The 22,663-nt window shown below is 39.6% G+C and carries 16 protein-coding genes and 1 riboswitch; of the genes, 14 read left to right on the top strand and 2 right to left on the bottom strand.

What is annotated here, in order from left to right:
* Positions 1-46 precede the first annotated feature (46 nt).
* The 8 genes from gap to FZC40_RS12720 all read left to right on the top strand — a co-directional run bounded on the left by gap (position 47) and on the right by FZC40_RS12720 (position 10,091).
* Positions 47-1,051, top strand: coding sequence for a type I glyceraldehyde-3-phosphate dehydrogenase (gene gap / locus FZC40_RS12755; RefSeq protein WP_148604927.1), 1,005 nt, complete (start codon positions 47-49; stop codon positions 1,049-1,051).
* Between the two features lie 105 nt (positions 1,052-1,156).
* Entirely contained in the window at positions 1,157-2,347 is a 1,191-nt protein-coding gene (locus FZC40_RS12750) for a phosphoglycerate kinase (RefSeq protein WP_148604926.1), read from the top strand.
* Positions 2,348-2,358: 11 nt separating this feature from the next.
* Positions 2,359-3,096, top strand: coding sequence for a triose-phosphate isomerase (tpiA, locus tag FZC40_RS12745; RefSeq protein ID WP_148604925.1), 738 nt, complete (start codon positions 2,359-2,361; stop codon positions 3,094-3,096).
* 39 nt (positions 3,097-3,135) lie between these two features.
* Entirely contained in the window at positions 3,136-4,668 is a 1,533-nt protein-coding gene (gpmI, locus tag FZC40_RS12740; protein WP_148604924.1) for a 2,3-bisphosphoglycerate-independent phosphoglycerate mutase, read from the top strand.
* Positions 4,669-4,925: 257 nt separating this feature from the next.
* A complete protein-coding gene (gene secG, locus FZC40_RS12735; protein WP_148604923.1) occupies positions 4,926-5,153 on the top strand; it encodes a preprotein translocase subunit SecG in 228 nt (75 codons plus the stop codon).
* 259 nt (positions 5,154-5,412) lie between these two features.
* A complete protein-coding gene (locus FZC40_RS12730) occupies positions 5,413-6,054 on the top strand; it encodes a hypothetical protein (protein WP_148604922.1) in 642 nt (213 codons plus the stop codon).
* Between the two features lie 19 nt (positions 6,055-6,073).
* Positions 6,074-8,677 (top strand): ATP-dependent chaperone ClpB, encoded by a 2,604-nt coding sequence (clpB, locus tag FZC40_RS12725; protein WP_148604920.1) that lies wholly within the window; start codon positions 6,074-6,076, stop codon positions 8,675-8,677.
* Positions 8,678-8,990: 313 nt separating this feature from the next.
* Positions 8,991-10,091: a glycerol dehydrogenase gene (locus FZC40_RS12720; RefSeq protein WP_148567740.1), complete on the top strand. Its 1,101-nt coding sequence runs from the start codon at positions 8,991-8,993 to the stop codon at positions 10,089-10,091.
* Positions 10,092-10,470: 379 nt separating this feature from the next.
* Here the strand turns inward: FZC40_RS12720 and FZC40_RS12710 are convergent, their stop codons facing one another.
* Positions 10,471-11,490, bottom strand: a complete 1,020-nt coding sequence (locus FZC40_RS12710) for an aldo/keto reductase (RefSeq protein WP_148604916.1) — start codon at positions 11,488-11,490, stop codon at positions 10,471-10,473.
* Between the two features lie 212 nt (positions 11,491-11,702).
* Between FZC40_RS12710 and FZC40_RS12705 the strand changes: the two genes are divergently transcribed.
* Both FZC40_RS12705 and FZC40_RS12700 read left to right on the top strand, forming a co-directional pair.
* Complete coding sequence (locus FZC40_RS12705) at positions 11,703-13,040, top strand: glucose-6-phosphate isomerase (RefSeq protein WP_148604914.1); 1,338 nt, start codon at positions 11,703-11,705, stop codon at positions 13,038-13,040.
* Between the two features lie 139 nt (positions 13,041-13,179).
* Positions 13,180-13,255, top strand: a riboswitch (cyclic di-GMP riboswitch).
* Between the two features lie 32 nt (positions 13,256-13,287).
* Positions 13,288-14,790, top strand: a complete 1,503-nt coding sequence (locus tag FZC40_RS12700; RefSeq protein WP_148604912.1) for a putative bifunctional diguanylate cyclase/phosphodiesterase — start codon at positions 13,288-13,290, stop codon at positions 14,788-14,790.
* Between the two features lie 24 nt (positions 14,791-14,814).
* On the opposite strand, the gene FZC40_RS12695 is transcribed toward FZC40_RS12700, so the two are convergent.
* Positions 14,815-15,306, bottom strand: coding sequence for a hypothetical protein (locus FZC40_RS12695; protein ID WP_148604910.1), 492 nt, complete (start codon positions 15,304-15,306; stop codon positions 14,815-14,817).
* Positions 15,307-15,477: 171 nt separating this feature from the next.
* Between FZC40_RS12695 and FZC40_RS12690 the strand changes: the two genes are divergently transcribed.
* The 4 genes from FZC40_RS12690 to nifJ all read left to right on the top strand — a co-directional run bounded on the left by FZC40_RS12690 (position 15,478) and on the right by nifJ (position 22,494).
* Positions 15,478-15,987 carry an HDIG domain-containing metalloprotein gene (locus tag FZC40_RS12690; RefSeq protein WP_148604908.1) on the top strand — a complete coding sequence of 170 codons (510 nt, stop codon included), beginning with the start codon at positions 15,478-15,480 and terminating at the stop codon, positions 15,985-15,987.
* Positions 15,988-16,021: 34 nt separating this feature from the next.
* Complete coding sequence (locus FZC40_RS12685) at positions 16,022-17,224, top strand: isocitrate/isopropylmalate family dehydrogenase (RefSeq protein WP_148604906.1); 1,203 nt, start codon at positions 16,022-16,024, stop codon at positions 17,222-17,224.
* An 84-nt stretch (positions 17,225-17,308) separates the two neighbouring features.
* Positions 17,309-18,790, top strand: a complete 1,482-nt coding sequence (gene pap, locus FZC40_RS12680) for a polyphosphate:AMP phosphotransferase (protein WP_148604904.1) — start codon at positions 17,309-17,311, stop codon at positions 18,788-18,790.
* A 179-nt stretch (positions 18,791-18,969) separates the two neighbouring features.
* Positions 18,970-22,494: a pyruvate:ferredoxin (flavodoxin) oxidoreductase gene (gene nifJ / locus FZC40_RS12675; RefSeq protein WP_186843726.1), complete on the top strand. Its 3,525-nt coding sequence runs from the start codon at positions 18,970-18,972 to the stop codon at positions 22,492-22,494.
* The last annotated feature ends 169 nt before the right edge of the window (positions 22,495-22,663 follow it).

Below are 22,663 nucleotides of genomic sequence, written 5' to 3'. Positions count from 1 at the left end.
GTAATAGATTAATCAAATAAATCAATATTTTAAGGAGGCAGATAATATGTCTGTAAAAGTAGCAATTAATGGTTTTGGAAGAATTGGTCGTTTGGCGTTTAGAAAAATGGCGGATAATCCTGCGTTTGATATCGTTGCGATCAACGATTTAACAGATGCAAAAACATTAGCATACCTATTGAAATATGATAGCGCTCAGGGGAAATTCAAAGAAAATGCCATTGACGTAAAAGGCGATACGATTGTTGTTGATGGAAAAGTGATCAAGATTTTTGCAGAAAGAGATCCTGAAAATCTTCCTTGGGGTAAACTCGGAGTGGACGTTGTTATCGAATCAACCGGATTTTTTACAACTAAAGATGGTGCCGAAAAACACATCAAAGCTGGCGCTAAAAAAGTTATTATCTCGGCGCCTGCCAAAGGTGATGTAAAAATGATCGTTTTCAATGTTAATGACAATGTGCTTGATGGTACAGAAACAGTTATTAGCGGTGCTTCCTGCACAACAAACTGCTTGGCTCCCGTCGCTAAAGTATTAAATGATAATTTTGGGCTTGTCAGTGGTTTAATGACAACCGTTCATGCCTATACCAATGATCAGGCAACGCTTGATGGTCCTCATAAAGATCTAAGAAGAGGCCGTGCTGCGGCTCAGAATATTGTTCCAACCTCAACCGGCGCTGCCGCTGCAGTTGGAAAAGTTTTGCCGGCTTTAAACGGAAAACTGGACGGTTTTGCACTGCGGGTACCGGTTATTACCGGTTCTCTGGTTGATTTAACCTGTGTTCTTGAAAAAGAAGTAACGGTTGAAGAAATCAATGCGGCCATAAAAGCCGCTGCAAATGAAACGTTAGGCTACAACGAGGAACAAATTGTATCGACGGATATTATCGGCATGTCTTATGGATCATTATTCGATGCAACGTTAACAAGAGTAATGAATGTTGAAGGCGGAAAACAACAGGTTAAAATTATTTCCTGGTATGATAATGAAATGTCTTATACCGCCCAATTAGTACGGTTGGCTAGCTTCGTAGCAACGCAAGTTTAAAGACAACCTAAAAATTAACATAAAACACAAAAACTTTTCAGTTCCTCATAATATGGGGGACTGAAATTCTTTATAAACAAATGTTTAAGCGGAAAGGATAACAATATGAGTAAGAAAACAGTAGCAGATATCGAATTAAAAGGAAAAAAAGTTTTAATGCGAGCTGATTTTAATGTTCCGTTGGATGAAAATGGAAAGATTACGGATGAAACCCGAATTGTCGCCGCTTTGCCAACCATCTCTTATATTTTGGACCACGGGGCCGCCCTTATTTTAATGTCACATTTGGGACGTCCGAATAACAAGCCTGATCCCAAATACTCATTGGCTCCGGTAGCAGAAAAATTATCAGAATTATTGAAAAAGAAAGTGATCTTTAATGATGATCCCGTTGTGACCGGATCGATAACCGTTGCCGCCGCCTCAACCCTGAAACCCGGGGACGTTCTTTTGCTCCAAAACACTCGTTTCCGGCCGGAAGAAACGAAAAACGATCTGGGATTTGCAAGAGAATTAGCAGATTTAGGCGATATCTTTGTAAACGACGCATTCGGAACTGCTCATCGGGCCCATGCTTCAACCGTCGGGATTGCGGAAATACTTCCCGGCGTATCCGGTTTCCTGATTCAGAAAGAATTGGATTTTATGGGAAAAGCCCTGGAAGCGCCGGCCCGACCTTTTGTTGCTATTTTAGGAGGCTCTAAGGTTTCGGATAAAATTGGCGTAATCAATAACCTGCTGGAAAAAGTGGATACACTCATCATCGGCGGAGGGATGGCTTTTACTTTCTTGAAAGCGCAAGGTTATGGGATTGGAAAATCCCTGCTTGAAGAAGATAAAATTGATTTAGCAAAAGAGCTGCTGGCAAAAGCCAAGTCAAAAGGCGTGCAGCTATTGTTGCCGGTTGATGTGGTTGCCGCTGAGACGTTTGCCGCTGATTCACCCCATAAAATTGTCGATGTGACGACGATTCCTCCGGAATCGATGGGCCTTGACATCGGTCCGGTTACCTCGGCAACGTTTATAAAAGCGATTCTTGCGGCCAAAACAGTGATTTGGAATGGCCCAATGGGGGTATTTGAAATGCCGGCCTTTGCCAAAGGCACAGCAGCGGTTGCTAAAGCGATGTCAGAATCTGATGCGGTTACAATCATTGGGGGCGGAGACTCGGCTGCGGCGGTTAAAATATTAGGATATGAAGAAGGAATGAGTCATATCTCCACTGGTGGCGGTGCTTCTTTGGAATTCCTTGAAGGAAAAAAATTACCTGGGATTGAAATATTACAAGATAAATAAGGAGAGAAAAAATGCGAAAACCAATTATTGCGGGAAACTGGAAAATGAATAATGACATTTCTGAAACAGAAACCTTAATCAATACGCTATTGCCCTTAGTAGCTGGCGCTGCGGCTGAAGTCGTATTTTGTCCAACTTATTTAGGACTTCAAAAGGCCGTTGAAATGACAAAAGACTCAAATGTGGGGATTGGGGCGCAAAATATGCATTTTGAAAAAAATGGCGCGTTTACCGGAGAAATTTCAGGAGAAATGCTAACGGCCATTGGGGTAAAATATGCCATTGTTGGTCACTCTGAAAGACGGCAAACTTTCAATGAAACGGACGAAGCCGTCAATAAAAAAGCCATTAAAGCTCTGTCACTGGGAATCATACCGATCGTATGCTGTGGGGAAACCTTAGCAGAACGGGAAAGTGGTAAAGCCAAAGCAAAAGTGGTCGGCCAAATAGAAGCAGGTTTGAAAAATATCGATGACATCGGCAAAGTTGTGGTTGCTTATGAACCGATCTGGGCCATCGGAACCGGTAAAACGGCCAGTAAAGAAGAAGCCAATGAAGCCTGTGGCTGGGTCAGAGAAACCATTGCTAAAATGTATGGCCAGGATGCTGCTGATAAAGTTCGGATTCAATACGGGGGAAGTGTTAATCCCGGGAATGTTAAAGAATTGATGGCCATGGATAATATCGACGGCGCTTTGGTAGGCGGAGCATCTTTAAAACCTACTTTTTCTGAAATTGTGAAATTCTAATAACGATCATCGCAGAATTCAATTGAAAAGAGAGACGAAATGGAAAATAAATTAACGGCCCTCATCATTCTTGATGGCTACGGCTGCACGGAGTGCCTGAAGGGGAATGCGGTTGAAGAAGCGAAAACCCCATTTCTCAAAGCATTATACGAAGAAAACCCCCATACACTGATTACGGCAAGCGGCCTTGGGGTCGGACTTCCCGAGGGACAAATGGGAAATTCCGAGGTGGGCCATTTAAACCTGGGCGCTGGAAGAGTCGTCTATCAGGAGTTAACACGAATTACTAAAGCCATTGAAGATGGTGACTTTTTTGAAAATGAAGCATTCCTTTCGGGAATCCGCTCGGCAAAGGAAAAGGGTGGTGCCCTTCACATCATGGGTTTATTATCTGACGGAGGCGTTCACAGTCATGAGCGTCATCTGTATGCGTTGCTTGAGTTGGCGAAGCAGCAGGGAATTGATCGGGTTTACGTACACTGCCTGATGGATGGCCGGGATACAGCACCGGATAGCGGAATCAAGCATATCATAGCTTTGGAAGAAAAGATGTCAGAAATAGGGATCGGGAAAATTGCAACCATTATTGGACGATATTATGCAATGGATCGGGATAATCGCTGGGATCGTGTTGAAAAAGCTTATGATGCAATGGCTATCGGTGAAGGCGAACATGCCAAATCGGCTTTGCAGGTGATGGCAGAAACCTATTCAAAGAGCATCACCGATGAGTTTGTTTTGCCAACAATTATCGACACTGAGGAAGATAAGCGCATCAAAACAAATGACACCATTATCTTTTTCAATTTCAGACCGGATCGCGCCAGGGAAATAACCAGGGCTTTCATTGATCCGGATTTTAATGAGTTTACTAGAAAAAACGGCTTTTTTGCAGTCAACTTTGTTTCAATGACTCAATATGACCAGTCTTTTAAAAATATTTCGATTGCTTTTAAGCCGGAAACCATTAAAAATACGTTAGGGGAATATCTCAGTCATTTAGGCATTCCGCAATTAAGAATCGCCGAAACTGAAAAATATGCCCATGTGACTTATTTTTTTAATGGCGGACAGGAAAAGCAGTATCCCATGGAAGACCGTTTATTGGTACCCTCACCGCATGTGGCGACCTATGATTTGAAACCGGAAATGAGTGCTTTTGAAGTGGCAGAAAAAGCGGTTGAAGCGATTGAAAGCGAAAAATATCAGCTGATGGTGCTTAATTTTGCTAACGCCGATATGGTTGGTCACACCGGTATTTTTGAAGCAGCGGAAAAAGCCGTCGAGGTAGTTGATACCTGCTCACAGAAAGTTATTCAGGCTATTTTGAAAAAAGGCGGAACGGTGTTGTTAACAGCGGATCATGGAAATGCTGAAAAAATGATTGATTATGAAACCAATCAGCCTTTTACCGCTCATACCTCCAATCAGGTAAAATGCATTCTTGTTGGAGCTGGCAAGGTCACATTAAGAAATGATGGAAAACTAGCTGATGTTGCACCGACCCTGCTGGATCTGATGGGACTTCCAAAACCACAAGAAATGACCGGAGAAACCCTGATTCAACGATAGTACTTTGGTGAAAATATGAAACTGATTAGAGGTTAAGTGCAAAAGTAAGTCCTGGAGGCACTCGTAACATCAGTTGTGACCAAGGGGTCAGACTCTCTGCATCATGGCGAACAGGCGTTAGCCTGTCCGATCATGCAGCCGACAATGATTTACGAGTGCCTCCAGGACGATAGGCAACCGTTCATATAAATACTATTTGATAAGTAGCATTTTTTATGATATTATAGTTTGTACGATTAGTTACGGAGGTGATACCAATGAAAACAGCTTTATTGATTATATTAATTATTTCTAGTTTAGTTCTTGTTGCGGCGATACTTTTATCCCCAGGAAAGGCAGCAGGTATGTCCGGAGCCATTGCCGGTGGCGCTGAATCCTTATTTGGAAAGAAAAAAGCAAAAGGGTTTGAAGGCTTCTTAGAAAAAGCTACCAAAGTATCAGGTATTTTATTTATGTTGTCGGCATTCGTTTATTCAATCATATAATCGATCGATTTAACCAAAAAAGTCTGAATTACAGATTAGCTGTAGTCAGGCTTTTTTTTGCGTAAAAATAAGACTGCCGGAAACTGGCAAAAGGTGTTTCCGGTGATTAAGAAGATTATTTGATGTTCGTTTGGGTATGTAATAAATAATAAGATTCTTAAGAGTATCTGATATTAAACATAAAATGCAATGTAAATTACATAATATGTTTGACATAATAAAACATATGTATTATCATTTATATAAAAGGAGTGAGAATATGAAGAAAAGCGTCTATAGCCTGATGCTATTTGATGAAATTGTTGAAAAGATTGATCAAATAGCCTATACCAAGAATACCAACCGCTCCCAATTAATCAATGATATGTTAGCTGAAAGAATAGGAATGGTAACTCCTGAGCAAAAAATACAGAAAATACTTGAACAATTGGATGAAAATTTTAGTGATACCTTATCGGTTAGTCAAATAAATAAGAATTCGAGTATTCAGTTTGGCAAGAGTTTGAAATATAAATATCGTCCGAAAGTGCGGTACAGTTATGAATTTATCAGTAGTGAGCGGGGGAAATATGCGGTATTAAAAATTAGTTCCCGTACAAAATCTGAAAATTTGAATGATCATTTTGATGAGTTCTTTAAGCTTATTATGAATATTGAAAAAGAGAAAGATGAGAATTATACAGATTTATTGGAGCATCAAACAAATCATAAATTTGTGAGAGAATTTAAAGTTGACGGAGAACTATCTCAAGATATTGAAACAGTTACAGATAATTTGACCCGATATTTAAAAATGATTGATCGGGCCATGAATACCTACTTTTCAAACATCGATGAAGTTGATAATAATGATATAAACTTCTTATTAGAAGAAATTTACGGATATTATTACAAGAAATAAGAAATAAGAGGGAAAAATTATGGATATGAATTTATTTACACAAAAATCTTTAGAAGCAATTAAAACAGCTGAATTAATCGCCGGGGAAAACAACCATATGGAAATTCAGCCGGAACATCTGTTGATGAGCCTTATCACTCAAGAAGATGGGGTTGTTGGCCGGATATTTGACCGTCTGGGAAAAAATCCGCATACTATTTCGGAAGAAGTGCGAAGTGAAATTGCTAAAATACCAAGCGTCACCGGTCCCGGTCGTGAACAGGGGAAAATATATATTAGCAATGATACGGAAAAAGTTTTAAATGAGTCTTATAAAGAAGCAAAAAAATTAGATGACCAGTACATTTCGGTGGAGTGCATATTGCTTGCTCTTTATAGCCTGGGAAAAAAATCTAAGATTGTCGAGATTCTCGAACATCATGCTATTACCAAATCGGACGTCGAAAAAGTGCTGAAGGAAGTTCGTGGCGGACAACGGGTGGTAAATGATCACCCGGAAGTAACCTATGAAGCTCTGAACCAATACGGTCACGATTTAGTACAGGATGCCAAAGATAACAAACTTGACCCGGTCATTGGCCGTGATTCAGAAATTCGCCATGCTATTCGAATTTTAAGCCGAAAAACAAAAAATAATCCGGTCCTTATTGGTGAACCGGGGGTTGGGAAAACGGCGATTGTGGAAGGTCTTGCCATTCGAATTGTGGCCGGTGATGTACCCGAGGGGTTAAAGAATAAGCGCCTGATTGCCCTGGATTTAGGCGCTTTGGTTGCCGGCGCAAAATATCGCGGTGAATTTGAAGAACGACTAAAAGCGGTGTTAAAAGAAGTGGTCGACAGCAATGGGGAGATCATTCTGTTCATTGATGAACTGCACAACATCGTCGGAGCTGGAAAAACCGAAGGCGCAATGGATGCCGGAAACATGCTGAAACCAATGTTGGCAAGAGGCGAGCTTCATTGTATTGGGGCAACGACCTTGGATGAATATCGACAGTATATTGAAAAAGATCCGGCATTGGAAAGACGTTTCCAACCAGTATTGGTGGATGAACCAACCGTTGAAGATACGATTTCAATTCTCCGTGGACTGAAAGACACCTATGAACGGTATCATGGGGTCCAGATTCTTGATACGGCGTTGGTGGCTGCGGCGACATTATCGGACCGATATATCTCGGATCGTTTTTTACCGGATAAAGCCATTGACTTAATTGACGAGGCCTGCGCGAAAATTCGAACCGAAATGGATTCCATGCCGGAAGAAATGGATGAAGTGCGTCGTAAGATGATGCAGTTGGAAATTGAAGAGGTAGCCCTAAAGAAAGAAAAAGATACATTAAGCAAAGAGCGTTTGGAACGACTTCAAAAAGAGTTGGCAGAGTATAAAGAACGTTTCAATGCCATGAGCATGCAATGGAATAATGAAAAAAAATCAGCGGATACCCTGAAATCTCTTCAGGAAGAATTGAATCAATTGAGTTATGAACGAGAAAAAGCAATCCGCGAAGGGGATTACCGCAAAGCCTCGGAGTTGGAATACGGTCTGATTCCAGAAAAAACGGCGAAAATCGAGGAAATTAAAAAGAAAGCTGAAGAGAAGGGTAAAGGGGACAGTTTAAAACGCGAAAAAGTGACAGAAGAAGAGATTGCTGAAATTATCTCGGACTGGACCAATATACCGCTGAGTAAACTGGTTTCCGGCGAGCGTGAAAAGCTGCTGGGATTGGAAGAGACCCTTAAACAACGCGTCATTGGACAGGAAGAACCGATACAAAAAGTTGTTGATGCAATCATTCGCTCGAGAGCCGGGATAAAGAATCCCAACAGTCCAATCGGTTCATTCTTGTTCCTGGGACCGACCGGGGTTGGTAAAACAGAACTGGCGAAGGCGGTGGCAGCGACATTATTTGACTCTGAAGAGAATATGATCCGGATTGACATGAGTGAATACATGGAAAAATTCTCCGTGTCACGTTTAATCGGAGCGCCTCCGGGATACGTTGGCTATGAAGAAGGCGGTCAACTGACAGAAGCGGTCAGGCGTAAACCATATTGCGTCATCCTATTGGATGAAATTGAAAAAGCGCATAAAGATGTCTTTAATATTCTGCTGCAGATTTTAGATGATGGTCGGATTACGGATTCCCAGGGAAGAACCGTCGATTTCAAAAACACCATTATTATTATGACATCCAATATTGGCTCAGAGTATTTGCTGGAAGGAATCAATGCCTTTGGAGAAATTACCGAAAAAACCGAAACCGCCGTAATGGAACTCTTGAAAAGTTATTTCAGACCGGAGTTTCTAAACCGTATTGATGAAATTGTTTTATACAAACCATTAAATAAGGAAGCCATCGGTAAAATTGTCGAGCTGATGTTAAAAGATTTGCAAAAACGATTGGATGAGCGACGAATTACGATTTCTTTGACACCAAAAGCCATCGAAACCATTATTGATATGGGCTATGACCCGGCATATGGCGCAAGACCATTAAAACGTTACCTTCAGAAATACATCGAAACCATGATTGGAAAAGAAATTATCCGCGGTAACGTTCACGAGGGACAGGCGTTAACCATTGACGTTAATGCAAACGGCGATTTTATTATGGCATAAGGTAGATGAGTCGATTATCAAACCTTACCTACTTTAAATAAAGTAGGGGCGATCCTTGATCGTCCGCAAACATTAGTATGAAGGATTAATTTGTAGGGGCGATCCATGATCGCCCTAGCAAGTTTAATTAACAAAGCTGGGTGCTTTTTATTTTCACATTTCAGCAAAATATTACTAATCGAATTGAAAACGTTAAATCGCATTGAAAATAATATCACTAGTAAGCTGAATTTTTTAGATGATAACGAATTCATTTTTCAATATCTTTGATATAATTACAAAAGAATCAAATATATTTTCGGAGGTAGGAAAAATGCAAAAAATCATTATGTCTCCTAGCCGTTATGTTCAAGGTGCTGGAGAAGTTGGTAAATTACCTGAACATGTTGGAAAATTTGGTACATCTGCACTCGTTCTTATGAGTGGAACAATGATGCGTACGAAAGCCGACGAGTTGAAAGCAAACTTTGAAGCTGCGGGAATTAAATTTACCCCTGAAAAATTTAACGGAGAATGCTCAAAAGTTGAAATTGCCCGTCTTCAAAAAATCGTCAAAGAAAAAGGCTGTGATGTTGTTGTTGGGGTTGGGGGCGGAAAAACTCTGGATACTGCAAAATCTGTTGCCTTTTATGAAAAATTACCAGTCGTTATTGCGCCTTCTATCGCTTCTACGGATGCACCCTGTTCGGCACTGGCTGTTGTTTATACCGAAGACGGAGTTTTTGATGAATATTTAGTACTGCCTAAAAATCCTGAGTTGGTAATCATGGATACGGATATTATAAAAGAAGCACCGGCACGACTTTTTGTAGCGGGTATGGGGGATGCTTTGGCAACCTATTTTGAAGCTCAGGCGACTGTTGATTCCAATGGAACGACAATGTCCGGTGCTCATCCCACGAAATCAGCCCTGGCATTGGCAAAATTATGCTATGATATTTTAATTGAAGATGGATTAAAAGCCAAATTGGCAATTGAAACAAAGTCCTGTACACCGGCGGTAGAAAATGTCATTGAAGCAAACACATACCTTAGTGGAGTCGGTTTTGAAAGTGGCGGATTAGCCGCCGCCCATGCCATACACAATGGCTTAACGGTACTGACAGAATGTCATCATATGTATCACGGCGAAAAAGTGGCATTTGGTCTGATGGTTCAATTAATCATGGAAGATAAGCCGATGGATGATATTGAAGAAGTTATTGATTTCTGTCTTTCTGTTGGGCTGCCGATTACTCTTGGAGAATTGGGATGTTCAGAACCGACACCAGAGAAGATAATGGCTGTTGCCGTTTCTGCTTCTGATCCCGGCGAAACGATCCATAATGAGCCTTTTGATGTGGACGCAGATGTTGTTTATGCGGCTATTATGGCGGCCGATGCTCTTGGCCGTTTATATTTAGGAGAATATTAAAACTGAATGAAATTTGAAAGGTCAAGATCCTGATTCAACGAATCAGGATCTTGACCTTTTATTATTGTTTAGACAAGATTGTAGGAGCACTGCAAGATTGTAGGGGCGATCCATGATCGCCCGCAGGCGTTTGGTTTTAAATACTAACGTTTCCGGGCGATCATGGATCGCCCCTACGAAACGAAAGTACGAAACGAAAGTACGAAACGAAAGTACGAAACGAAAGTACGAAACGAAAGTACGAAACGAAAGTACGAAACGAAAGTACGAAACGAATGTACGAAACGAATGTACGAAACGAAAGTACGAAACGAAAGTACGAGACGAAAGTACGAGACGAAAGTAACTTTTTATAAAGATCAATAGAAATTGTCAGAATTTATACCAATGGATCAAAGAGTTCCCGGGTCTTTTTCAACATTTCCCGAATCGGGAGGTTATAAGGGCATCTTGGTTCGCATTCTCCGCATTCGATACAAGCGGAAGCATTGGCTACAAAACTTCGGTATCGGTCCAAAGCCCATTCTTCAAGATCGTAACGACGGTAGTAGCCTTCCACAATGAACTGCATCGGGATATCGATGCCCTGGGAACAGGGTGCGCAGTATCCGCAGCGACGGCAAAATGTTTTCCCCAAAGCATTGGCATCGGATTCAAGCGTATGACGTTCTTTTTCACTTAATGGGACAAAATTGTTTCCAACAACAGCATTTTCAAGAACTTGTTTAACAGAATCCATACCAGGTATTAAGACTGAAATATTGGGATTTTCGGCTACCCAGCGGAGAGCGTAGTTAGGATTCATAAAAGCACCGCCGGCCAGGGGCTTCATGATGATGACGCCAATGTTTTTTAGCTTAGCTTTTTCAAAAAGACTGGCGCCTCGATTTTCGACAATATTGTAGGGAAATTGAATGGTTTCAAATTTATCTTCATCCAGCGCACGATCTAATACTTCATAGCTATGGGAGGTGATTCCAATGTGCTGAATGAGACCTTTTTCTTGACACTCAACCAGCGCGGAGTAACCGCCGTTAGGTCCCATGATGGTCTCATAGGCGGCTATTGTTTTAGCATTATGGAATTGATATAAATCAATGCTGTCGGTTTGTAATTCACTCAGGCTTGTTTTTACATCAGCCAATACATCATCATAGCTTAATTTTGGGGTTTTTGTGGCCAAGTAAAAATTTTCTCGACCCCAATTTTTCAGGGCTTCCCCCAGCATTTTTTCACTATTGGTGTAAGATCTGGCAGTGTCAATAAAATTGACGCCTTCTTCAATAAGATTTTCAACAATTTCATCTACTTCCCATTGTTTACATCGTTGAATTGGAATACCACCAAACCCAATGAGGGATACTTCTAATCCGGTTTTTCCCAGTATTCGCGTTTCCATCATTATCCACCTCAATATTCTTATTTTGGCTAATTTTAACACATTGAATGAGAAAAGTCATCATTTATGAAGCATTAAATGAATTTTCTTAATACCTGGAAATAGTGGCTGGAGAATGCCTTCGAGCTGTGTTATAATGCCGTCATAAGATACCTTTGAAAGATACAAAATTGATTGACTAATTAAAAAAAACAGAAAGAAAGGCAGAAATTATGAGTATTCATTTTGATCTCTCCTACGCAAATATTAAATTGAGTGAGTTGAAAAATCGTTTTGATGAATTGTCACTGGCAAACGAGAAATTAATGAAAAAAACGGGCATTGGCAATGATTTCCTGGGGTGGGTGGATTATCCCGTTCAGTATGATGAAAGGGAATTTAGTCGGATTAAACAAGCGGCGAAAAAAATACAGGAAAACTGTGATGCCTTGGTCGTGATCGGCATTGGTGGATCCTATCTGGGTGCTAAGGCGGTGATTTCAGCATTAACCAGTCCATTTTATAATGAAGAGCCCCGAGTAAAAAGAAATGCTCCCAAAATATATTTTGCCGGACAGAACATCAGTGGAAAATACATTGAAAATCTCTTGGCGTTATTGGAAGACCAAGATGTTTGCGTCAATGTCGTTTCAAAATCTGGAACAACCACGGAGTCCGCAATCGCCTTCCGTTTCTTTAAAGAATTTTTAGAAAGAAAATATGGAAAAGATGGGGCGAAAGATCGCATTTTTATCACAACTGATGCATCAAAAGGAGCCTTGAAATTCATGGCCACTAAAGAAGGCTATGAATGTTTTGTCATCCCGGATGATATTGGCGGACGTTATTCCGTTTTTACGGCTGTTGGTCTGCTGCCGATTGCAGCAGCAGGAATTGATATTGATGCGTTTATTGCGGGGGGAAAAGAGGGTTATGAGGACTATCAAAATCCTGATTTTGATGATAATCCTTGTTTTCAATACGCTTTATATCGGAATGTTTTATATAATAGCGGAAAAAACATTGAAATACTGGTTGATTATGATCCGTCCTTGGAATATATATCGGAATGGTGGAAACAACTTTTTGGTGAAAGTGATGGCAAGGATGGCAAGGGTTTATTTCCGGTTGCGGTTCATTTTTCAACCGATCTTCATTCGATGGGACAAATGATTCAAGATGGGCCTAAAAATCATTTTGAAACAGTCTTAGTTATTGATGAGGATCAATCAGAGATTGTAGTTCTTCAAGATCAAGCAGACTTGGAAGGGCTTAATTATTTAGCCGATCAGAAGATTGATGCGATTAACGAAAAAGCGTTTAAGGGTACGCTGTTAGCACACGTTGATGGCGGTGTTCCAAATGGCATTATTCATTTGAAAAAGTTGGATGCATTTACTTTGGGGAAACTCATTTATTTCTTCGAAAAGGCTTGCGGACTGGACGGATATCTTTTGGGTGTGAACCCATTTAATCAGCCGGGGGTTGAAGCTTATAAAAAAAATATGTTTGCGCTGCTTCATAAACCGGGGTATGAGGCGTTAACGGCTGAATTAGAAGAACGTTTATAGAAAACTCAATATGGATCAGAAAATCCTCAGCAAGATCAAATAGTGGCAAACATAAACAACGGACTTAATGAAATCATATTATACAAAAATATGTAAGACAATTTGCTGTAAATATGATAGAATACAAAAAATGAAAAGATGAATGTTAAGGCAAAACTGTTGTGAAACAGTGACGCAAAGCTAGAGGGACTTTTGTAAGTCAGCCAGTTACGAAATAAGTTTGAAATCAACTATTGGAGGTAATGGTGTGAATTATAATGAAAAAAGATCTCTTATAATTAGTTTTGCGTTGTTTTTTTTGGTGCTGATTGTCTATTTATTAAATGCTGCTTCTATATCTCAGGCTACCAATATGGAAAGAGTAAGTGTTGCTTTTTATGCATTTTCATTATTAGGATTATTTGTGATAGCTATTCTTAGTATTGCAGCGGTTTATCGAGAAAAAAAAGTAGTCGAAAAACTGAGAGAGATGCAGGAGTATGATTCTTTAACCGGTTGTTCAAATTGGATTAAATTTCAGGCAGATTGTGAAGTGCTGATTAAAGACAAACAGAATCAACGATATACAATGGTTATTTTTGATATCGACAAATTCAAGGCGATAAACGATTTGTTTGGTTACGAAGTAGGTAATGAAATTTTAACGGCAATTGCCCGGATACTGGAAAATTATATTGAGAAAGATGAATTGTTTTCCAGAACGGCAACCGATAATTTCAATATTCTGATGAAATATGATGGCTATGGTGAGTTTTCAGATCGAATAGAAGGCTTAATAAGAGAAATAAATGCCTATTCGAAAAATTTCATTGTAAATATCTCACTGGGTATTTATTTAATAGAAGATCGAACTTTGAAAATAAATATATTCAGTGACCGCGCCAATATGGCAAAGCGATCGATAAAAAACAACTCTCAGGTTGATTATGCTTTTTATACAGAGTCGATGCGAGTTGTCATGATCCATGAGAACGAAATTGAAAATAGAATGGAAGCGGCGTTAATAAACAAAGAATTTGAAGTCTATTTGCAACCAAAATATTTGTTTTCTGATGAAAAAATTATTGGAGCAGAGGCTTTAGTACGTTGGAACGATCCAGAGTATGGGCTACTGCCACCCAATGATTTTATTCCGTTATTTGAAAAGAATGGTTTTGTGAGAAAAATTGATACATTTATGTTTAAAGAAGTATGCAAGCTTATGAATAAGTGGAAGAACGAAACCGATCAATTTGACAATATTGTTATATCAGTCAATTTCTCTCGGCTGGATATGAATAATTCAAGATTGCCGGAAGAATTGTTGAAAATTGCCAATCTTTACAATATTGAACCTAAAATGATTGAAATTGAATTAACAGAAAGTACAATTTTTGATAATGATATTCAGCTGGCAGCTATTCTGAATCATTTAAAGGATTATGGTTTTCAAATTTCTATTGATGATTTTGGAAGGGCGTATTCTTCTCTTAATACATTAAAAAGTTTGCCGGCAGATATTTTGAAGATGGATAAGGCTTTTTTTAGTGAATCAGCCAACAATCAACGTGGCCGGAAAATTATTAAGTGTGTATTGTATATGGCAAAAGACTTGAATTTAATCACCGTTGCTGAAGGCGTGGAAACAATCGAACAGGTTGAATTCTTAAGAGAAATGGGATGTGATATTGCGCAAGGATTCTATTACGCCAAACCAATGAAGGTGACTGATTTTGAAGATTTTGTAATAAAAAAGCAGAAATCAGCATAGTGCGGATTTCTGCTTTTTTATTATCTAGCAGCTGCAGCATTGATCGGTGGCTGGGTTTTCGAGGTCGGCATTTTCAAAATTAAGTCCCCCACATTTTATGTCTGCAAAAACAGAGAGTAAAACGGAATTTTCAGGATCTTTGCAAACGGTATTATCAGCTATCCCACCAAATTGGCAATGGTCCACAATTTTTAGTTTGAAATTATCAGGGACAATGATATTGAATATACCGCTTACTATTTTTACGTCCATGCGGTAGTCATTTTTCTCAGTGACAATATCAGAAAAATCAAGTTGCATGCCACCACAAAATGCGCCAAGGCGAAGATCCCGCATGGTTTGTCCATTAAAGGCTTTTGATTTTCCGCCATAGGTAACAGAATCATCCAGGGATTCCGGACTTTTATCAAGACCTGTTTCAAATTCTTTCCCTTTTTTAACAATAAAAACCGAATATAGAGCCAATCCAGTGGCATAAAGCAATCCGGATCCGATAAGTAAATTTTTTACTTTCATATTAATATCCTTTCTGATTTTTCTTTAGTTTAACACGTTTTCTTAAAATAAGATTCCTTTTTTGTATTTTTCCCAAACATTTTTTAAAATCTAAGTTAGAATAAAGATAATATGCTATAATAATAGCAGTCAGTTCATTAAGAACAAATAAAACAATTAAGAAAGGTCTCAATGGAAGCAAAAAAAAATTATGAAGAATTTGAAACCATTGTCGGCGATATATTAACACACAGCGAATTTCAAAAGCTGAAAAACATTGAACATCATGGTAATGGATTATATGAGCATTCAGTTGCCGTTGGTTATTATTCTTACCGAGTAGCCAAGGTTCTTGGAATGGATTATAAATCTGTTGCTAGAGGGGCAACCCTCCACGATTTTTTTACGGAATCATGGCATGGACAGAAAAAAAACTCAAGGGGAATCAGACGTATCAAAGAAATGCATGGCTTTTCACATCCGAAAACGGCACTAATTAATGCCGAAAAGTATTTTGATATTGACGAACGTCAAGCGGATATGATCGTCAAGCATATGTTCCCGTTAACACTGATCCCACCAATGCATATGGGTGGCTGGATTGTAACAGCGGTTGATAAATGTGTGGCAACAAAGGAATTAGTTGTTGAAAACATGAGACCGATAAAACGGTTAAAAAGCTTTATTTTAAAAGCTTCTTAAATATAGACGAAATTTAATTTACGGAGGATTTGATTTGATCGAACAACAAATTGAAAGAGCAAAAGAACATTTCGGAGAATTGGTTAAAGAACAATTAGAACGCATTGAAAAAATGAAAGTTCAAAAAGATTTCACGGATTATAAAGCAAAACAAAAAATAGTTATTGGTGTTGTCGGAGGAGATGGAATTGGTCCCTTTATTACAGCAGAAGCCAAAAGAGTGCTGGAATTTTTATTGTCGGAAGATATAAAAAAAGGCCGAATCATTTTTAAGGAAATCAATGGTTTGACAATAGAAAATCGTGCCGCATGTGGAAAGGCTATTCCAGATGATGTTTTAGCCGAATTAAAAACCTGTGATGTCATCTTAAAAGGACCGACAACGACGCCTCGAGAAGGTGATCAATGGCCAAATATTGAAAGTGCCAATGTTGCGATGCGCCGGGAATTGGATTTGTTTGCCAATGTTCGTCCGGTAAGTGTGCCGGAAAAGGGTATTGACTGGACTTTCTACCGGGAAAACACGGAAGGTGCTTATGCCATCGGCAGTAAGGGAATTCATGTAAATGAAGATCTTGCTATTGATTTTACGGTTACAACGCAAGAAGGCTCAGATCGGATTATCAAAGCTGCCTTTGATTATGCAGAAAAATCTGGCAAGAATAAAGTAACAGTAGTAACCAAGGCGAATGTTATCAAAACCACAGATGGAAAATTTTTAGATGCCGCCAAAGCGATTGCTAAAAACTATCCAACGGTGGAAATGGATGACTGGTATATTGATATTATGACAGCCAAACTTGTTGATGAAAAACGAAGAAGTCAATTTAAAGTAATGGTTCTGCCTAACTTATATGGCGATATTCTAACCGATGAAGCGGCTGAATTCCAGGGCGGAGTTGGCACCGCAGGTTCAGCTAACATTGGGAAACAATATGCAATGTTTGAAGCTGTTCATGGTTCAGCCCCAAGGATGGTAGCGGAAGGTCGCGGCCAATATGCCGATCCTTGCAGTATTATCCGTGGCGCCGGCATGCTCCTGGGACATATTGGATATCAGGAAAAAGCGGATCAGCTTCAGAAAGCTTTGGATATTTGCGGCTTATATGAGAAAAAGTTAGTCCTAACTGGTCGGGATACTGGTGCAACCGGGGCAGCGTATGCGGATTATGTCATGGAAACTTTATCTCATCCTAATTTAGATGAGAGTTATGCAAAATGGTCAAAAACAAACTAATTTAATCTTACTTACAACAGGGTGTCTCTCAGACGCCCTTTTTTTCTAAAATTTATTCAAAATTAGATTTTACAGGAGGTTGTTATGCTGGAAAAAATTGATTTAGGTGTTACGATTGACAAAGCGACTTATCGCTCTGAAAAAGAACGGCTGTCCATACGACTGGGAGAACTGCAACGAACCGTTCATGATATGGGGATACCGGTTTTAATTATCTTTGAGGGGTGGGAAGCGGCCGGAAAGGGAACCTTAATTAATGAACTCCTGATGCCGATGGATCCTCGGTCATTTAGAGTTTATAATTTTAAAAAGCAGGAAAGTGAAGATGAAATATTTCGTCCGTTTTTATGGCGTTATTGGACGAAAACTCCGGAAAAGGGACAAATCGCTATTTTTAATCAAAGCTATTATAGTGACCTTATTTACCGTAAATCCATTGATGACCTGAATTTGCTGGGACTGATGAGACAGTGCAATGAATTTGAACAAACCTTATCTGACGATGGTATGATTATTATGAAGTTTTTTATTCATATCAGTAAGAAAGAACAAAAAAAGCGTTTCACCAAATTGCTTGGAAATGATGCCACAGCCTGGAAAGTAACGTCCCAGGATAAAAAAGAAAATAAACACTATGCGGCGCTTTATGAAAAAGCGAATCGAGGGCTTGAACAAACGGATAGTGAGTGCGCCCCCTGGATCATTGTTGAAGGGGAACAAAAAGATTACGCCTTAATAAAGGTCTTAACTGCATTGGAAACCCGTTTGGAAAAAGCGATTGAAAAAGTTAACACCGAACCGAAAATAGAACTAAAACCGCTGATTCATACCGGTGATATGCCATTTCATTCCAAGGTGCTTGATGGTGTTGTTTTAGATCAAATCATCAGTGAAGAAGAGTATGAAAAAGAGATTAAGGACTGTCAAAAGAGAATCAGGCTATTGCAATATGAACTCTATAAAGAAAGAATTCCGCTGATTACTGCATTTGAAGGCTGGGATGCGGGTGGAAAAGGGGGCTGTATCAAGAGGTTGACACGAAACCTTGATCCCCGAGGATATACGGTGTATCCGACCGCAAGCCCAAGTGATGTTGAGCGGCAGCATCATTATTTATGGCGGTTTTGGCGGGATATTCCTAAAAATGGGCATCTGGGGATATGGGATCGTACCTGGTATGGTCGTGTAATGGTTGAACCAATTGAAGGCTTTTGTACACAGGAAGAGTATGACCGAAGTTACCGGGAAATCAATGAATTTGAGAAACAACTCTCTGATTGGGGCGCGGTGGTCATTAAGTTTTGGCTGCAAATTGATCAGGATGAACAGCTGAAACGTTTTACTGAAAGACAGGATAACCCGCATAAAGGTTGGAAAATCACCGATGAGGACTGGCGAAACCGAGAAAAATGGGAAATTTATAAAATTGCTGTTGATGAAATGTTGCTGAAAACGTCAACCGTAAATGCGCCCTGGATTATTGTGGAAGCAAATAATAAATATTTTGCTCGAGTTAAGGTTCTTAAAGAAACGATTGCGGCGATTGAAAAACGTCTTAATGCTTAAAAAGTATAACATTAAAAAAGATTGGCTAAACAAATCAAATTTTCACTTTATTATAGACAAAAAATTACCTTTAATAAAGTGTATACACCCAAAAACTATTATGATATAATTTTATTGATAAAATTTTGCTATTTTTCAACCAATAAAAATAATCTGTTTTAATTTCAAGGAGGAAAATCATGACAAAAAAAATGATGACAATGGATGGAAACAGCGCAGCTGCACACGTTGCTTATGCGTTCACAGAGGTTGCTGCTATTTTTCCAATTACACCTTCGTCCCCAATGGCAGAATATGCGGATGTTTGGGCTTCACAAGGTCGAAAAAATATTTTTGATGAAACGGTAAAAGTTTCTGAAATGCAATCTGAAGGTGGTGCGGCCGGAGCTGTTCATGGTTCTTTAGCTGCTGGTGCACTCACAACGACTTTCACCGCATCCCAGGGATTGTTGTTAATGATCCCCAATATGTATAAAATTGCCGGGGAACTATTGCCTGGTGTTTTTCATGTAACTGCTCGTACGGTGGCAGCGCATGCATTATCCATTTTTGGTGATCAGGGTGACGTTATGGCTTGTCGTCAAACGGGCTTTGCTTTATTGGCATCCGGCGGCGTTCAGGAAGTTATGGATTTAGCGGGGATTGCCCACTTGTCAGCCATTAAATCAAGAGTGCCTTTCATGCATTTCTTTGATGGATTCAGAACATCTCACGAAATTCAAAAAATCGAAGTGATTGACTATGATGTTTTCAAAAAATTAGTTGACTACGATGCGATACAAGAATTCAGAAATCGGGCGTTGAATCCTGAACACCCGGTCACTCGCGGAACCGCTCAAAATCCTGATATTTACTTTCAGGCACGTGAAGCTTGTAATCCGTTTTATGAAAAAGTTCCTGGTATTGTTGCCGACTACATGGAAAAAATCTCTGCTGAAACAGGTCGGGAATATCATCTGTTCGATTATTATGGTGCCCCGGATGCCGAAAATATTATTATTGCAATGGGATCTGTAACAGATGCTATTGAAGAAACCATTGATTATCTAACTGCTAAAGGTGAAAAAGTTGGTTTAATTAAAGTACGACTTTTCAGACCTTTCGCACCGGAATATTTATTTAAAGTACTGCCAAAAACAGTGAAAAAAATAGCAGTATTAGACCGAACTAAAGAACCTGGTTCTACGGGTGATCCTTTATTCCTGGATATTTGTACGGTTTTTTACGGAAAACCAGTTCAGCCACTCATTGTTGGGGGCCGTTATGGACTAAGTTCAAAAGATACAACACCAGCACAAATTAAAGCAGTTTATGACAACTTGAAATTAGATGTACCTAAAAATAAATTTACCATTGGAATCGTTGATGATGTGACCCATACAAACTTGGAATTAGGCGAAAATATCGATACCGTTTCAGAAGGAACAACTGCCTGCAAATTCTGGGGTCTTGGTTCTGACGGAACCGTTGGAGCGAATAAATCAGCCATCAAGATTATTGGGGATCATACCGATTTATATGCACAAGGGTATTTTGATTATGACAGTAAAAAATCTGGCGGGGTTACCGTTTCCCACTTAAGATTTGGTAAAAAGCCAATTAAATCGACCTATTTAATTTCTAATCCGGATTTCGTATCGTGTTCAACCCAAGCCTATGTTAATCAATATGACATGCTAAAGGGTCTGAAGAAGGGTGGAATCTTCCTACTAAATACCGTTTGGAGTAATGAGGAGTTAGAAGAAAAATTGCCGGCTTCCATGAAAAAACACATAGCAGAAAATGATATTCAGTTTTACACGATCAATGCCACCAAAATTGCTGAAGAGATTGGTTTAGGCCGTCGCACAAATATGATTATGCAGTCAGCATTCTTTAAATTAGCCAAAATTATTCCGATAGATGATGCTGTTACCTTCTCAAAAGCCGGCATCCAGAAATCGTATGGGAAAAAAGGCCAAAAAATTGTTGATATGAACAATGAAGCAGTGGATCAGGGAATTAATGCACTGGTCAAAGTGGAAATACCGGCAGCTTGGAAAGCGCTTAAAGCTGAAGCAGCAAAAGTAGAAAATGTACCGAAATTTATAAAAGATATTCTTCGCCCGATTAGCCGGTTTGAAGGAGACAGCATCAAAGTTTCGGCATTTACCGGAGCTGAAGATGGAACCTTTATGGCAGGATCTTCTGCTTATGAAAAACGCGGTATTGCAACGAACGTGCCTAAATGGATACCTGAAAATTGTATTCAATGTAATCAATGTTCATTTGTTTGTCCTCATGCAGCGATTCGACCGGTCTTAGTGGATGCAGACGAAAAAGCAGCAGCTCCAGCAGGATTTACAACTGTTGAAGCGAAAGGAAAACAACTTGAAGGGTTGGAATACCGTATCCAGGTAAGTACTCTGGATTGTACCGGCTGCGGTAATTGTCAGGATATTTGTCCGGCTAAAACAAAAGCACTGATGATGGAACCAATTGAAACACAAACAGCACAAATTTCATATTGGGATTATGCGATGAAAGTAAAAGTAAAAGATCGTTTATTGAACAAATCTTCTGTTAAAGGAAGCCAATTCTGCCAGCCGCTGCTTGAATTCTCAGGCGCTTGTGCTGGATGTGGGGAAACACCATATATCAAAACCATTACGCAATTGTTCGGAGACCGTATGATGGTGGCCAATGCAACCGGTTGTTCATCAATTTGGGGCGCATCTTCGCCATCAACACCTTATACTAAAAATGCCGAAGGAAAAGGCCCGGCTTGGGCAAATTCATTATTTGAAGATAATGCCGAATTTGGCTTTGGAATGCTTCTTGCCACTGAAAAAATGGGCGACACCATCGGAAATTATCTCAAGGAAATCATTGCGGGGGATTCTCCAGATGGCGTTAAAACGGCAGCTAATGCATGGATTGACGGCAGAAATGATCCGGAAGCTTCAAAAATAGCAGCTACTCAGCTTATTAAAGCGTTAGCAGGATATTCTCCTGACGGACTGCTGGCAAAACGGGTTAAATTCATCCTTGATAATAAGGCTTACCTAGTCAAAAAATCCCAATGGGTATTTGGCGGCGATGGTTGGGCTTACGATATTGGATATGGCGGTTTAGACCATGTTCTGGCATCACATAAAAACATTAATGTATTTGTAGTAGATACGGAAATCTACTCCAATACCGGTGGTCAGGCTTCTAAATCGACACCGACTGCCGCAGTTGCACAGTTTGCTTCCGCAGGCGAAAGAGTTAAGAAAAAAGATTTGGGTATGATGGCAGCTACCTATGGTTATGTCTATGTTGCACAGGTTGCAATGGGGGCAGATAAAAATCAGTTTATCAAGGCAATCACTGAAGCAGAAGCTTACGATGGTCCTTCATTGATCATTGCTTATGCACCTTGCATCAATCATGGGATTAAAGGCGGGATGAGTCGAACTCAATCCCATGAAGCTTTTGCAGTGGAATCAGGTTACTGGCATTTATACCGATTCAACCCAACCTTAAAAGAAGAAGGAAAGAATCCATTTATCTTAGATTCAAAAGCACCAGATATGGATAAATTTACTGATTTCTTAGATTCAGAAGTTCGTTATACCTCATTAAAATTAACTTTCCCGGAAGTTTCGGCTACGCTTTATAAAAGAGCAAAAGAAGAAGCTTACGAACGTTATATGGGCTATAAACAAAAATCAGAAATGTAATATAATAAATAAACAAACTAAAAGGAACCCCACAGGGGTTCCTCAGACTGAAGACAAAGGTCAGGGAAACCTGGCCTTTTTTAGTTTTTTGAAATCAAAAAAGCTTATTCCAAGGTTCATGGTTTATCATAAAATTAGAAAACAAATGGAGGCAAACCTTATGTTAACC

Origin of the sequence: Acetobacterium tundrae (genome assembly GCF_008086615.1) — a bacterium.
GTDB lineage: Bacteria > Bacillota > Clostridia > Eubacteriales > Eubacteriaceae > Acetobacterium > Acetobacterium tundrae.
The sequence above is the reverse complement of the archived record's forward strand: the minus strand, read 5'-3'. Positions and strand labels throughout refer to the sequence as shown.